This is a genomic window from Saccharopolyspora shandongensis (assembly GCF_900106995.1).
GTDB classification, from domain to species: domain Bacteria; phylum Actinomycetota; class Actinomycetes; order Mycobacteriales; family Pseudonocardiaceae; genus Saccharopolyspora; species Saccharopolyspora shandongensis.
On the sequence record NZ_FNOK01000053.1, the window covers coordinates 1 to 13,804 of the forward strand.

The following is a 13,804-nucleotide window of genomic DNA, read 5'->3' on the forward strand; positions in this document are numbered from 1 at the left end:
GCTGGCGACTCTGGACGAGGGCCAGGCACCGTTGGTGCACTCCGACCAGGGATTTCAGTATCAGCATCGTTCCTGGCGGCACCTGCTGGCCGGAGTGGGCGCGACCCAGTCGATGTCCCGCACAGGCAACTGCCACGACAACGCCGTCATCGAGAGCTTCTTCGGCCACCTCAAAGAAGAAGTGTTCCACCACACCCGCTATCTCAGCGTTGAGGCGTTCACGACCGCGCTGGATGACTACATCACGTGGTTCAACACCGACCGGGGCCACACACACTGCAAGGGCCTGAGCCCGGTGCAATACCGAGCCCAGACCCTCGCTGCCTAGACTCTTACTTAACGAGTCCAACTCCCGGGGACCAGTTCAAACCAGGCGGCACCCCTCCATCGCTTCGTCCGCGTCAGGCCTGGACGTCGACCGTCTCGAACTTGACTTCCTTATTCGGGTGGCCGCCGCCCGGCGACGGCTCGAACGCTCCGTCGTGGCCCGCGCGGGCGATGCCGTCGATGACCTTCAGGCCGTCCTCCGAGATGGTGCCGAACACGGTGTAGTCCGGCGACAGCGGAGCCTCGCCGAAGACCATGAAGAACTGGCTCCCGTTGGTGTTCGGGCCGGCGTTGGCCATCGCGAGGTAGCCGCGCCCGTACTGCAGCTCCGGGAACGTCTCGTCGTCGAAGGTGTAGCCCGGGCCGCCGGAGCCCTTGCCGGTCGGGTCACCGCACTGCAGCATCTGCAGGCCCTCGGTGCCGATCCGGTGGCACGCGGTCCCGTTGTAGTAGCCCTGCTTGGACAGGTTGATGAAGCTGTTCACGGTGCACGGCGCCAGCGCGCGGTCGAGCGTCAGCGGGATCGCGCCCTGGCTGGTGTTGATGGTGGCCTGCACGGTGCCCTTGGAGGACACCTCGCCGTTGGCCGGCGGCTGCACCGCCTTGCTCGGGCCCTTGCTGTCCGGCCGGTACTGGCAGGACACCGGGTCCGCCAGCGGCGTCGGCCGGGCCGGCGGCGGCGCTAGCTCGGTCGGGATCTGGATCTCCGGCTGCGCCTGCTCCGGCTGCTGCTGGGCGGTGTCGTCGCCGCTGCGGGTGAAGTAGAAGACGCCCACCACGACCGCGATGACCACGACGATCGTCGCGCCGATGGTGATCATCCGGCGTCGCTTGGCCTGCTCCGCCCGGCGCTGCAGTTGGCGTTCGAGCTTCCGCTTGGCCGCCTGGCGACGTTGCTCGTTGCTGGGCACCTGCTCCCTCCCCGGATTCGGTGAACCTGATGTCGTTCCGGGGAGTTTATGGGGTCGGTCGCGGACCGTTCCTGAGAGCCTGCGCATCGTGCCTGCCGCGCGCGAAGGCGCACGTGGGCGGGACGATAACCTTGGGGGACCGACCCGCCCCATCGGGTGTCGCCGCAACGAAAGGTCGCGCTTCGTGCTTGTCCTCGGGTTCCCGGTAGGACCGCTGCAGGCGAACTGCTACGTGCTCGCGCGCGGGGAAGGCGAGCCCTGCGTCGTCGTGGATCCCGGCCAGGACGCCGTGGCGCCGCTGGACGAACAACTGCGCAAGCATCGCCTCGCGCCCGCCGCGGTGCTGCTCACCCACGGGCACTTCGACCACGTCCTCTCCGCCGGTGAGGTCTGCGCCGCGCACGACGTGCCCGCCTACGTCCACCCGGCCGACCGCTTCATGCTCGACGACCCGGGCGCCGCGCTCGGCCCGGCCGGGCGGCAGCTCTTCGGCGACGGCCCGGTGATGGACGCGCCCGCCGACGTCCGCGACCTCGCCGACGGCGACGTGCTGGAGCTCGCCGGGCTGCGCTTCGACGTCACGCACACCCCGGGCCATACCGGCGGATCGGTGCTGTTCGGCGTCGGGACCGACGAGGGCGGGCAGCTGCTGCTGTCCGGCGACACCCTCTTCGCCGGCGCCATCGGGCGCACCGATCTGCCCGGCGGCGACCACGGCCAGATGCTCGAGTCGCTGAGCACCAAGGTGCTGCCGCTGGACGACGAGATCGTCGTGCTGCCGGGCCACGGACCGACCACCACCATCGGGCGCGAGCGCGCGGGCAACCCGTTCCTGCAGGGCCTGCCGGCTTCCGACGCCATTTCCTGACGAGGACTGAACCACCACTCATGAGCACGTTCACCGCACCCAAGGGCATCCCCGAGTACTACCCGCCGGAGTCGGCGGGCTTCCTGGCGGTCCGCGACACCCTGTCCGACGCCGCGCGCCGCGCCGGCTACGGCTACATCGAGCTGCCGGTGTTCGAGGACACCACGCTGTTCGCCCGCGGCGTCGGGGAGTCCACCGACGTCGTCAGCAAGGAGATGTACACCTTCGCCGACCGCGGCGGCCGGTCCGTGACGCTGCGCCCGGAGGGCACGGCGGGCGTGATGCGCTCGGTCATCGAGCACGGCCTGGACCGCGGCCAGCTGCCGGTGAAGCTCTACTACAGCGGCGCGTTCTTCCGCTACGAGCGGCCGCAGGCCGGGCGGTACCGGCAGCTGCAGCAGGTCGGCGTGGAGGCGATCGGGGTCGACGACCCGGCGCTGGACGCCGAGGTCATCGCGATCGCCGACGAGGGCTACCGGCGGCTGGGGCTCAGCGGGCACCGCATCGAGATCACCTCCCTCGGCGACAACACCTGCCGCCCCGTCTACCGGGCGAAGCTGCAGGAGTTCCTGCGCGGGCTGCCGCTGGACGAGGAGACCCGGCGCCGCGCCGAGCTCAACCCGCTGCGGGTGCTCGACGACAAGCGGCCGGAGGTGCGGGAACTCGTCGCCGACGCCCCGCTGATGGTCGACCACCTCTCGGCGGAGTCGAAGGAGCACTACGAGCAGGTCAAGGCGCACCTGCTCGACCTCGGCGTGGCGTTCGTGGAGAACCCCCGCCTGGTGCGCGGCCTCGACTACTACACCAAGACCACCTTCGAGTTCGTCCACGATGGACTCGGCGCGCAGTCCGGCATCGGCGGCGGCGGCCGCTACGACGGCCTGATGGCCGAGCTCGGCGGCCAGGAGTACTCCGGCGTCGGCTTCGGGCTCGGTGTCGACCGCACCCTGCTGGCCTGCCAGGCCGAGGGGCTACAGGTCGGCGACCAGGCGCGCTGCGACGTGTACTGCGTGCCGATGGGCGAGACCGCCAAGCGCCGCCTGGTGGCGGCCGCGGGCGGACTGCGGGCGGCCGGGATCCGCGTCGACGTGGCCTACGGCGGCAAGGGCCTCAAGGGCGCCATGAAGGCCGCCGACCGCTCGGGCGCGCGGTTCGCGCTGGTCCTCGGCGAGCGGGACCTCGAAGCCGGCACCGCGCAGCTGAAGGAGCTGGCCAGCGGTGAGCAGCGCGCGGTGTCGCTGGAGTCGCTGGAAGCCGAGGTCCGGGACGCGGTCGCGGTGCCGAGATGACCGAAGCCGAGGCGGTTCCGCTGGATCTGCTGGATCGCAAGACGATCCGGACACGGGCTCGCAACGTCGCGATCGCCGCGCTGATCGTCGCCGCCGCGATGGGCGGCATCGTGAGCCTGTTCGCGGGGCCCACGGGCTTCGGGGTCACCGCGGCGATCGTGGGGATCCCGTTGCTGCTGCTGGCTTTCGCGGAGTCCCGCAAGACCATCGAGCTGCGCGGCGGCGAGCTGGTGGCCCGCGCGATGGGCACCCGCGTGGTCGAGGTGAAGAACGCGGAGCGGTTCGACCTGTTCGTCACCGACCTGCGCGGCGCCCGGACGGTCAACCTGCTGGTCGGCGGCCCGCCCAAGGGCAAGGCGATCAGCGTGTCGCTGGCGCTCTACGCGGGCACCGGCGGCCGGGAGCTCGGGATCTACGCGCTGCGCAGGCTGGCGGACACGCTGGCCGCCTCGGCCGACACCCGGGCGCTGGTGTTGTCGCAGCTGATCGTGGCCCAGCTGCGGGCGGAGGCGCGCGGCGACGCGGCCCCGGACCGCCCGCTGTACCGGCTGGCATCGGTCGCGCCGCCGGGCCGCATGGCGCAGCGGCTGCATCCCGACGCGGTCGCCAGGTTCGTCGCCGCACTGGGCTAGGAGCGCGGCCGACCATCGGGTCCGAAGGCCGACGGCTCAGCGGCCGGGCCTGAGGTGCGGCGGCCGTCGGCGCACCGTCGGGGTTTCCGCGCTGGTGGCGGCCGCCCGCCCCACGCGGTCCGCGACCGAGCCGCCGCTGCGGCCCGCGCTCTTCGCCGGTTCCCGGACCGCCACCGCGGCGGCGATCGCCGTGGTGATCGGCACCGCGGCGACCAGGCCGATGCTGCCGACCAGCGTCCGCACGACCTCCTGGGCCACCGCCTGCGAACTCACCACCTCGCCGAAGGTCCGGCCGGAGAGCGTGTACGCCAGCAGCAGCGGCAGGGCCGCACCCGCATAGGCCAGGACCAGCGTGTTCACCGCCGACGACACGTGGTCGCGGCCGATCCGCTGACCCGCCTTGTAGAGCTGGCGCCAGGACAACGACGGGTTGGCCTTGCGCAGCTCCCACACCGCGCTGGTCTGGGTGACGGTCACGTCGTCGAGCACGCCGAGCGCGCCGATCACGATTCCGGCCAGCAGCAGGCCGCGCGCGTCGATCGGCGTGCCGAGCACTCCCATCAGGCTCGACGTGTCCTCGTCCAGCCCGGTCAGGCTGGTGGCCGCCGAGAAGACCATGCTGAGCAGGCCGATCAGGGCGAGGCTCAACAGCGTGCCGAGCACCGCGGTCGAGGTCCGCGCGGAGAAGCCGTGCGTCAGGTAGAGCACCACGAACATGATCAGCCCGGCCCCGACGACGGCCACCAGCAGCGGGTCCTCGCCGGCGAGGATGGCGGGCAGCACGAAGCCGATCAGCACGACGAAGCTCAGCCCGAGCGCGACCAGCGCGGCGACGCCCTGCCAGCGGCCGAGCACGATCACCGCGGCGGCGAACACGAGGGCCAGGACCAGCAGCGGCATGCCGCGCTGGAAGTCGACGACCTGGTAGGACGTCGGATCGTCGGGGTTGGCCCCGGCGTAGCTGAGCACCACGTGGTCGCCGACGGCGAATCGCGGCGTGCCGGGGTCCGTCGGCACGGTCTGCTCGATCGTCTGGTCGGGACGCGGCCCGTCCTGCATCCGGATTCCGAGCACCACGCAGCCGCCCTCGTCGGGCGAGCCCTGGGTGCACGAGCCCGCGGCGGCGGAGACGACGACGGCGTTGACCGGGTACTGGCCGAAGCCGAGGTCGGCGCCGGTGCGCTGCTGGTGGTCGAACGGGTAGAGCAGCAGGAAACCGACGACGGCGGCCAGCGCGAAGGGCGCCAGCGCGATCGCGAGCACCCGCTTGACCTGCTTGGACGCCGGGTCGGTGGGGCCGTGACCGTGCCCATGGCCGTGACCGTGCCCATGGCCGTGACCGTGCCCATGGCCGTGACCGTGCCCGGTGGCAGGGCTGTCGTCCGGTCGAGGGCCGGGGTTGGCGCGGCGACCGCGCTGCGGCCGGTCCGCGGCCGGTTGGGCGGGCGGTGGCTGGACCTGATCGGTGGAGCGGCGGTGGCGAGCACGATGGCCGCCTCCGGGCTGGGGAGGCTCTCCGGCGGGGCGGCGGTCGGTCACCGGGCAATTATGCGGACCGCCTGCCGCGGCCCGAAGCGGGGCGTTTGGCCGGGCTCGCGCGCCTCCGCCACTCGAGAGTTCGAATCGAGCGATGGGAACCGCAGCGGGTCAAGCCGCCGGTGCCCGTTGTTGCCGTCGTTGCAGGGTTGGGGCTCATCGCATGGGCCGTGTCCCACTGGCAAGTTTGAGAGCTCAATGCGTGTTGGGGCGAGGCTCAGGATTGCGCGGTCCCTCGGGCCCGTCGGGTGTCGTGACTCGGTGGGGTGAACCGAGTCGACAAGGAATCGAAACTGTGTTCGAATTGGGTCATGCGTTGGGAAGAGCAGCGGGTTGGCGTTGGCCGGGTCGCCGAGTTGCCGCTTGGTCTGCCGGAGCCCGTTGAACGCGGGAGTGGTCGGGCGGGTCTGCGCCTGCCGGAGCCGGTGCCGATCGAGGCGGGCACCGAGGAGGCCTACGCGATCGAGATCCATGCGAAGTCGGTGCTGAATCGGGTGCCGGGTGAGTCGCAGGTGCCGTTTCGCTGGACGGTGAATCCTTACAGAGGTTGCACCCATGCCTGCATTTATTGTTTCGCGAGGCGCACGCACACGTACTTGGACCTGGACGCGGGGCACGACTTCGACAGCAAGGTCGTCGTCAAGGTCAACGCCGGCACCTTGCTGCGCAAGGAGCTGGCCAGCCCGCGCTGGACCGGCGAGCCGATTGCAATGGGCACGAACACGGATCCCTACCAGCGCGCCGAGGGACGCTACCGGCTGATGAGAGAGATCCTTGCGGCGCTACGGGATCACGCGAATCCGTTCTCGATCCTCACCAAGGGCACGCTGATCCTCCGAGACCTGGATCTGATTACGGAGGCTGCGCAGCGGACCAGGGTCTCGGTGGCGGTGTCGGTGGGGTCGGTCGACGAGGCTTTGTGGCGGGCAGTGGAACCGGGGACGCCATCGCCGCTGCGGCGTCTCGACGTTGTGCGCCGGTTTACCGAGGCGGGCATCGGGTGCTCGGTCTTGATGGCGCCGATCCTGCCCGGACTCAGCGACTCGCCGGCCGAGATCGATCGTACGGTGGCCGCGATCGCCGAGGCGGGTGCGACGAGCCTGACGCCGTTGATACTTCATCTGCGTCCGGGTGCACGCGAGTGGTACCACGAGTGGCTGCGCGGTCAGCGGCCCGAACTGCTCCCGTTGTACGAGCGGCTGTACCGCAACGGCGCGTACGCCCCGAAGTCGTATCAGCGTGAAGTCATGCATCTGGTGGAGCAGGCCAAGCGTCGTCACGGGTTGGCGCACCCGCAGCGACCGGAGAACTTCCGGACGCAGCAGCATGATCCCCCGCAGTCCGATGCAGACCGGGATCGGGCGCGTCAGCTCGCCCTGTTGTGACGCGGCGCAGAACGTGGCCTGTTGTGAGCCCGGTCGGCGACGATCGGGGAGTGAATCCCGGGAATGCACATCATTTTCGATTGGGATAGCACAATGTTAAGGAAAACGATTTCTGGCAAGTCCGGAAACTACGTCGTTCGTTTCGGGGTGGTAAAGATGTCGATGATGTTGATGATTCGGTCGCGCATCGGCGCGTCACCGATTCATGGTTACCTACCGTGCTGGAAGGCGATCGGCGCGTCCCTGGAACGGGTCAACGTGTCGTGGTGCGCGAAGAGGTGCTGGAGCCCAGCTGCTCCTCGGGCTGCCATCGGACGCCGAAGACGCCCATGCCGAAGTCCAGCGCCACCGCGTGCGTGCGGCCGAACCGGTCGACCGTCAGTGGCTTCGGGGGCTCGACCTCCTGCGTGGTGGAGTCGCCGACGTAGCTCTCGCACCGCGTCGGCGGGTGCGCCGGATCGAACTGCAGCTCCACCACGTACTGGCGCACGGGCAGCCGGAACAGCCGGCAGAAGCTGTGCTCGGCCTCGTTCGGGCCGGTCGGCGGGTCGATGATCTCGTACTCCAGCAGCAGCGTCTCGCCGCGCGCCAGGGCTCGGTCGAACAGCAGCTCCGCCACCACCAGGTCACGGGCGTGGTCGGTGAGGACCTGCCCCAGCCGGCAGGACCGGATCGGCCGGATGATCGGGGGCGTTTCGCCGGAGGAGGCGCCGTCGAACATGATCACCCAGCGGTCGACGCCGTTGGTCTCGGCCCGGACCAGCTTGCGGGTGCGGATCTTGCGCAGCTCGCCGCGCTGGTCGACGTGCACGACGTCGTGGTGGCTCAGCCGGGCGAGCTTGCTGTCGTGGCTGGTGTCGATCTTGGTGAGGAGCTCGGCGGCGGACTCGTTCTCCGACCAGAGCGCGCTCAGCGGCGGCGCCTCGGCGGGCGCCTGCCGGGTGCGGCCGCGCGGGCGCGGCGGGCCGAGCAGGGCCGACAGCGAGCTCTCCGGCACGCCGAGCACCTGCTCCAGCTGCTGCAGGGCGAGCAGCGAGTCGGGGCGCTCGGGGCGCCGGCGGCCGGACTGCCAGTAACTCAGCGCGGTGATGCTGACCGGGGTGCCGCGGGCGCGCAGCCGGTGCTGGATGCGTTCCAGGCTCAGCCGGCTGGCCCGGATCGCGGTGCGGAGGGCGGCCTCGAACGGACCGGTTCGGAGCAGTTCGGAGAGTTCGGCAGACAAAGCGTTCACTCCTTGCTGCGTGCCGCGGACGGCCGGGTAGGTGGCCGGGCGAGCCTCGGTTTTCGGGCCGGTCATCGTTACTCCTCGTGTCCGCCGAATTCCGAACTTACGCTAATCAGTGAGGTCTGCGTTGCGCAACGACCGAGTTCCGGTAGGCGCCTACGACTAAAGGAGGAACTCGGGTGCACTTAAGGCGGGAATCAACTCCTTCATCGCTTCGCGGACGCCTGGCAATGCCGCTGTGTGATCGTCGGGTGTGCCTCGAATCAGTTGAATTGTGGACCAGCTGTGGCAAAATTGGTATCGACCATTTGGCGCCGCTCGGGCGAACGGGGGAACCAAGGGGCGCGAGCAGGCGGCCGGGTGGGGGAGGCCGCGGCCGGGAGGTGTGGTCGTGCTCCGCGGGGGCGGCGGGACGCGCGGCACCTGCGCGCTGCGCTTCGAGGTTCGTTGGCTAGCCTTAATGCCTTGCGTCCCAGCTGCTGAACACCGTGATCGACAGATGTCCTGCCGATCGGGAGCGGCGAGGATCGCCGACAGCTACACCGTCCATGCCGTCAAGCGCTGAACAGCGGAAGAAGGAGCTCAGTACCCGTGATGCGCACGCACGAGGCCGGATCGCTTCGCTCCGGTCATGCCGGGCAGACCGTCACCCTCGCCGGGTGGGTGGCGCGCCGTCGCGATCACGGCGGGGTCATCTTCATCGATCTGCGCGACGCCTCGGGCGTCGCACAGGTCGTCTTCCGCGAAGGCGAGATGGCCGAGCGCGCCCACCGGCTGCGCGCCGAGTTCTGCGTCCGGGTCACCGGCGAGGTGACCCGCCGCCCGGCGGGCAACGAGAACGCGGAGATCGCGACCGGCGAGATCGAGGTGACCGCCACCGAGCTGGAGGTCCTGTCCGAGGCCGCGCCGCTGCCGTTCCCGCTGGACGAGCACCTGGAGGTCGGCGAGGAGGTCCGGCTCAAGCACCGCTACCTGGACCTGCGGCGCGCCGAGCCCGCCCGGATCATGCGGATGCGCAGCGAGCTCAACCGCATCGCCCGGGACGTGCTGCACGGCCGCAACTTCGTCGAGGTCGAGACGCCGACGATGACCCGCTCGACGCCGGAGGGTGCCCGGGACTTCCTCATCCCGGCCCGCCTGCAGCCCGGCAACTGGTACGCGCTGCCGCAGTCGCCGCAGCTGTTCAAGCAGCTGCTGATGGTCGGCGGCCTGGAGCGGTACTTCCAGATCGCGCGCTGCTACCGCGACGAGGACTTCCGCGCCGACCGGCAGCCGGAGTTCACGCAGCTCGACATCGAGATGAGCTTCGTCGAGCAGGACGACGTGATCGAGCTCGGCGAGGCGATCCTGACCGCGCTGTGGGGCAAGCTGGCGGGCCACGAGATTCCGCGCCCGATCCCGCGGATGACGTACGCCGACGCGATGGCCAAGTACGGCACGGACAAGCCGGACCTGCGCTTCGGCCTCGAACTCACCGAGATGACCGAGTACTTCAAGGACACCACGTTCCGGGTGTTCCAGGCGCCCTACGTCGGGGCGGTCGTGATGCCCGGCGGCGCCGACCAGCCGCGGCGGCAGCTCGACGCCTGGCAGGAGTGGGCCAAGCAGCGCGGGCACAAGGGCCTCGCGTACGTGCTCATCGGGTCCGACGGCACGCTGTCCGGCCCGGTTGCGAAGAACCTGTCCGACGCCGAGCGCGAAGGGCTCGCCAAGACGGTCGGGGCCTCCCCGGGCGACTGCGTGTTCTTCGCGGCCGGTCCGCGCTCCGCGGCACGCGGCCTGCTGGGCGCGGCGCGGCTGGAGATCGGTGAGCGCTGCGGCCTGATCGACCACGACGCCTGGTCGTTCGTCTGGGTCGTCGACGCCCCGATGTTCGAGCCGGTGGACGAGACCGACGACGTCGCGGTCGGCACCGGTCGGTGGACGGCGGTGCACCACCCGTTCACCTCGCCGAACGCCGACTGGATCGACAGCTTCGACCAGAATCCGGAGAACGCGCTGGCCTGGGCGTACGACATCGTCTGCAACGGCAACGAGATCGGCGGCGGCTCGATCCGTATCCACCGCTCCGAGATCCAGGAGCGGGTGTTCGAGCTGCTCGGCATCTCGCAGGACCAGGCGGAGGACAAGTTCGGCTTCCTGCTCGACGCGTTCAAGTTCGGCCCGCCGCCGCACGGCGGCATCGCCTTCGGCTGGGACCGGATCTGCATGCTGCTCGCCGGCGCCGACTCGCTGCGCGATGTCATCGCCTTCCCGAAGAGCGGTGGCGGGTTCGACCCGCTGACCGGCGCGCCGTCGCCGATCACCATCGAGCAGCGCAAGGAAGCCGGGATCGACGCCAAGCCTGCGGCGCAGGTCGGTGACCAGAGCATCTCGGTGTTCCCGCCCGGCGTGGTGGAGAAGCAGGGCTGACCGGAGCGCGGCGGGCACGAGGTGCTGCACCTGCGGATCATCTGTCCGGCCGAGCACACCGATCGGGTGCTCGCCGATGCCCGGTCGCACCCGGGCACGGCGCACCTGGTCGTCGTGCGTGGCGGCGCGCTCGATCCGGCGGGTGATCTCGTCGAGTTCGACGTGGCCCGCGAGGCCGCCGACGACGTGCTCGCCGCGATCGGCTCTTCCGAGCTGGCCGCGGTCGGCGCGGTGACCATCACCGAGGCGGGCACCACGCTGTCGCAGCGCGCCGAGCGGGCCGAGGAGGCGGCTCCCGGCGACGGCGACGACGCGGTGGTCTGGGACGAGCTGATCGCCCGCACCGGCGAGGAATGCCGGCTGAACGCCACGTTCCTGACGTTCCTGTCCATCGCGTGCGTGCTGGCGGCGGTCGGCGTGGTCACCGACTCGCCGGTGACGATCGTCGGCGCGATGGTGGTCGGCCCCGAGTTCGGGCCGCTGGCCGCCATCGCCGTCGGGCTGGTGTCCCGTCGCTGGCTGCTGGTGCGCCGCGCGTCGGTGGCGCTCGCGGTGGGCTTCCCGGCGGCCATGGTGGTGACCGCGGTGGCCGCGCTGCTCGGCGAGTGGACGGGCCTGATCGACCGGCTCAGCCTGCCCGCCGTCAGCCAGGTGGCGTTCGTGTACCAGGTCGGCTGGTCGTCGCTCATCGTGTCGTTGCTGGCCGGTGCGGCCGGGATGCTGTCGCTGACCTCGGCCAAGTCGGCGGTGCTGGTCGGCGTGTTCATCTCGGTCACGACGGTGCCCGCCGCCGGCTACGCGGTGGTGGCGGCGACGCTCGGCGACTGGGCGCAATGCTTCGGCTCGGTCGCGCAGCTCGTGGTCAACCTGGTGGGCATCGTCGTTTCGGCGGCCGCGGTGCTCGTGTTGCGGCGCAGGCGGGCCGGCCTGGCCGACCGGGTGCCGACGCGGGAGATGCGGTGAGGAAGCCCAATCTTCGCCGCCGTGCAACGCCGCCGCAGCTTCGTTCCGTCAGCGTCTAGGAGGCGACTGACGTTCGGCGGATCGTCGAGGGTGGGAGCGTGTTGAGCCCAGGTGAACACGCTGCGATTACGGGTGTTGACCGGTTGTGTGTCACTTGACCGGTAATGCCCTTTCAGGTTCATGTTGTGGGGGTAGTGTCTGGAGACGATGAGCGTGGAGATCACCACCGGTCCCCCAGAGGTTCGCGTCCCGGTCAGCGCCGAGGCGACCGATACCGTAGGGACCGCGGAAGCCGTGCTGAGCAAGCGGACTGGAGCAACCGTCCGGCTTGCTGATGCGGAGGATCTCGGTGGCAGCGACCGCTCCGTCGTGATGCGGGTCCGGATCGCCGAATCGCCGTTCGAGCTGCCTCGCACCGTCGTGGTCAAGCACTACGGCGAGTGTCCGGCGGAAGCCCGGTCTGACCCGTTCGCGCACGAGGCGGCGAGCTGCCAGCTCACCACCGCGCTGCCGCCCGAGGCCCGGATCGGCCCCGAACTCATCGCGCACGACGCCGCCGAACGTCTGCTGGTGCTGGAGGACCTGGGCCGCGGCTCCACCCTGGCCGACGTGCTGTTCGCCGACGATCCGCGGATGGCGGAGCGGGCGCTGCTGGCGTGGGCGAGGGCGCTGGGCCGCCTGCACAGCACCACGGCGGGGTGCGAGGCGGACTTCGACGCGCTGATGCGCCGGCTGGGCGCCAGGTCGTGGACGGATCCGGTCGCCGACGACATCACGCGATCGGTGGGCGAGCTGCCGGAGCTGCTGTCGCAGACCCTCGGCGTGGACACCCCGCCGCGCATGGTCGAGCGGCTGACCGGCGCCACCGAACTGCTGGAGTCGAGCCGGTACCGGTCGTTCAGCCCGTCGGACATCTGCCCGGACAACAGCCTCGTGACGGGCAGCGGCGTGCGGTTCATGGACTTCGAGTGGGGCTGCGTGCGTGACGTCGCGATGGATGCCGCCTACCTGCAGTACCCGTTCCCGTCGTCGTGGTGCTCGTACGCGCTGCCGGACAACCTGGCGGAGAGCATGTTGTCGACGTGGCGTTCGGAGATCGTCGAGGTCTGGCCGGAGCTGGACGACGACGAGGTGCTTATGCCCCGGCTGTTCAACGCCCAGCTGCTGTGGGTGTGGGTGTCGACCTGGTGGTTCCTGCCGCGGACCGGCGAGACCGACCGGCCGATCGACCTGCACATGCCTTCGCCGCGCCGCAGCACGGCGCTGGTGGACCGCTGGCGGCACCTGCGTTCGGACGCGGAGAAGGCCGACATGGCCGACGTCGCGGAGTTCGCGGACCGGGTGGTCGACGCGCTGGTGGACCGCTTCGGCGCCGGCGCGCTGCACCTGCAGCCGTACCCGGCGTTCCGCACCACGTAGACACACCCGCCCAAATCCGTTGATGGCCCGCCCCTCCCGTGGTTGTATGCATATACGAGTTGTTGCATGGTATGCATCGGGAGGTGCGGGTTGAGTTCCGTTGAGGCGGAGATCGAGCGGGCCGCCGTCGCCACCTGGCCCGCTTCGACGGTCGAGCACGCCGACGGCTGGGTGCTGCGGCACTGCGGGCTGCTGAACCGCAAACGCTCGAACTCGGCGCTGCCGCCGGCGGCCGTGCCCGATCCCGATGCCGCGGTCGAGCTCGTGGAGAAGTTCTACGCGGCGCGGGAGGCGGCGCCGATCGTGCAGGTCAGCCCGCTGGACCGGCACGCCGAGCTGGACGCGTTCCTGGCCGGCCGGGGCTATCGCGTGGTCGGCCGCACGTCGGCGATGTTCGCCGACTGCGATCGGGTGCTCGGCGCGCCGGAGGACTTCGAGGTGCGACTGGAGCCCGGCCCGCAGCCGTCCTGGCTCGTCGCCGCCGAGGCGGTCGGCCGCCAGCCGGAGCCGAGCCTGGATCGCATCCCGCAGCCGGTGCGGTTCGCCATCGCGCTGCGCGGCGGGGTCCCGGTCGGCGTCGGGACGTTCGTCGTCTCGTCGGGTTGGTGCGGGATCTACGGCATGGCCACGAGCCCCGACTGGCGGCGGCGCGGTGTCGCCAGCGCGGTGCTGCGCGCGGGCGCGCGGTGGGCCTCCGGCGCCGGGGCGAAGCGGCTGTTCCTCCAGGTGGAGGACGACAATCCCGGAGCGCGGTCGTGCTACGAAGCGTTGGGTTTCATCCCCTCGCACGGCTACCACTATCGGGTCCGCTAAGCTTTGCTGTTTCCGGCGCGTTGC

Annotated in this window: 12 protein-coding genes; 9 read left to right on the forward strand and 3 right to left on the reverse strand. The window is 70.6% G+C overall.

The window, feature by feature from the left end; genetic code table 11:
- The coding region (locus BLW84_RS36415) for an IS3 family transposase (RefSeq protein ID WP_218157615.1) at nt 1–328 on the forward strand (328 nt) is incomplete at its 5' end.
- 73 nt (nt 329–401) lie between these two features.
- On the opposite strand, the gene BLW84_RS36420 is transcribed toward BLW84_RS36415, so the two are convergent.
- On the reverse strand, nt 402–1,238 hold the full coding sequence (locus BLW84_RS36420; RefSeq protein WP_093275206.1) for a peptidylprolyl isomerase: 837 nt from the start codon (nt 1,236–1,238) through the stop codon (nt 402–404).
- Nucleotides 1,239–1,422: 184 nt separating this feature from the next.
- On the opposite strand from BLW84_RS36420, the gene BLW84_RS36425 reads away from it, so the two are divergent.
- The 3 genes from BLW84_RS36425 to BLW84_RS36435 are packed head-to-tail and all read left to right on the forward strand — an operon-like array spanning nt 1,423 to nt 4,027.
- Complete coding sequence (locus tag BLW84_RS36425) at nt 1,423–2,106, forward strand: MBL fold metallo-hydrolase (protein WP_093275209.1); 684 nt, start codon at nt 1,423–1,425, stop codon at nt 2,104–2,106.
- Between the two features lie 20 nt (nt 2,107–2,126).
- Nucleotides 2,127–3,395, forward strand: a complete 1,269-nt coding sequence (hisS, locus tag BLW84_RS36430) for a histidine--tRNA ligase (protein WP_093275212.1) — start codon at nt 2,127–2,129, stop codon at nt 3,393–3,395.
- Entirely contained in the window at nt 3,392–4,027 is a 636-nt protein-coding gene (locus BLW84_RS36435; RefSeq protein WP_093275215.1) for a hypothetical protein, read from the forward strand. The genes hisS and BLW84_RS36435 overlap by 4 nt, the downstream gene beginning before the upstream one ends.
- 36 nt (nt 4,028–4,063) lie before the next feature.
- On the opposite strand, the gene BLW84_RS36440 is transcribed toward BLW84_RS36435, so the two are convergent.
- Nucleotides 4,064–5,566, reverse strand: a complete 1,503-nt coding sequence (locus tag BLW84_RS36440; RefSeq protein WP_245761637.1) for a YibE/F family protein — start codon at nt 5,564–5,566, stop codon at nt 4,064–4,066.
- Nucleotides 5,567–5,874: 308 nt separating this feature from the next.
- Between BLW84_RS36440 and BLW84_RS36445 the strand changes: the two genes are divergently transcribed.
- Entirely contained in the window at nt 5,875–6,948 is a 1,074-nt protein-coding gene (locus BLW84_RS36445) for an Rv2578c family radical SAM protein (RefSeq protein WP_093275220.1), read from the forward strand.
- A gap of 253 nt (nt 6,949–7,201) precedes the next feature.
- Here BLW84_RS36445 and BLW84_RS36450 read toward each other — a convergent pair whose 3' ends face one another.
- Nucleotides 7,202–8,245 carry a hypothetical protein gene (locus tag BLW84_RS36450; protein WP_093275222.1) on the reverse strand — a complete coding sequence of 348 codons (1,044 nt, stop codon included), beginning with the start codon at nt 8,243–8,245 and terminating at the stop codon, nt 7,202–7,204.
- A 519-nt stretch (nt 8,246–8,764) separates the two neighbouring features.
- Between BLW84_RS36450 and aspS the strand changes: the two genes are divergently transcribed.
- The 4 genes from aspS to BLW84_RS36470 all read left to right on the forward strand — a co-directional run bounded on the left by aspS (nt 8,765) and on the right by BLW84_RS36470 (nt 13,780).
- Nucleotides 8,765–10,585 carry an aspartate--tRNA ligase gene (gene aspS, locus BLW84_RS36455; RefSeq protein WP_093275225.1) on the forward strand — a complete coding sequence of 607 codons (1,821 nt, stop codon included), beginning with the start codon at nt 8,765–8,767 and terminating at the stop codon, nt 10,583–10,585.
- 21 nt (nt 10,586–10,606) lie between these two features.
- A complete protein-coding gene (locus tag BLW84_RS36460) occupies nt 10,607–11,548 on the forward strand; it encodes a DUF389 domain-containing protein (protein ID WP_093275227.1) in 942 nt (313 codons plus the stop codon).
- A gap of 207 nt (nt 11,549–11,755) precedes the next feature.
- Complete coding sequence (locus BLW84_RS36465) at nt 11,756–12,967, forward strand: hypothetical protein (protein ID WP_093275230.1); 1,212 nt, start codon at nt 11,756–11,758, stop codon at nt 12,965–12,967.
- 90 nt (nt 12,968–13,057) lie between these two features.
- Nucleotides 13,058–13,780, forward strand: coding sequence for a GNAT family N-acetyltransferase (locus BLW84_RS36470; RefSeq protein ID WP_245761638.1), 723 nt, complete (start codon nt 13,058–13,060; stop codon nt 13,778–13,780).
- The last annotated feature ends 24 nt before the right edge of the window (nt 13,781–13,804 follow it).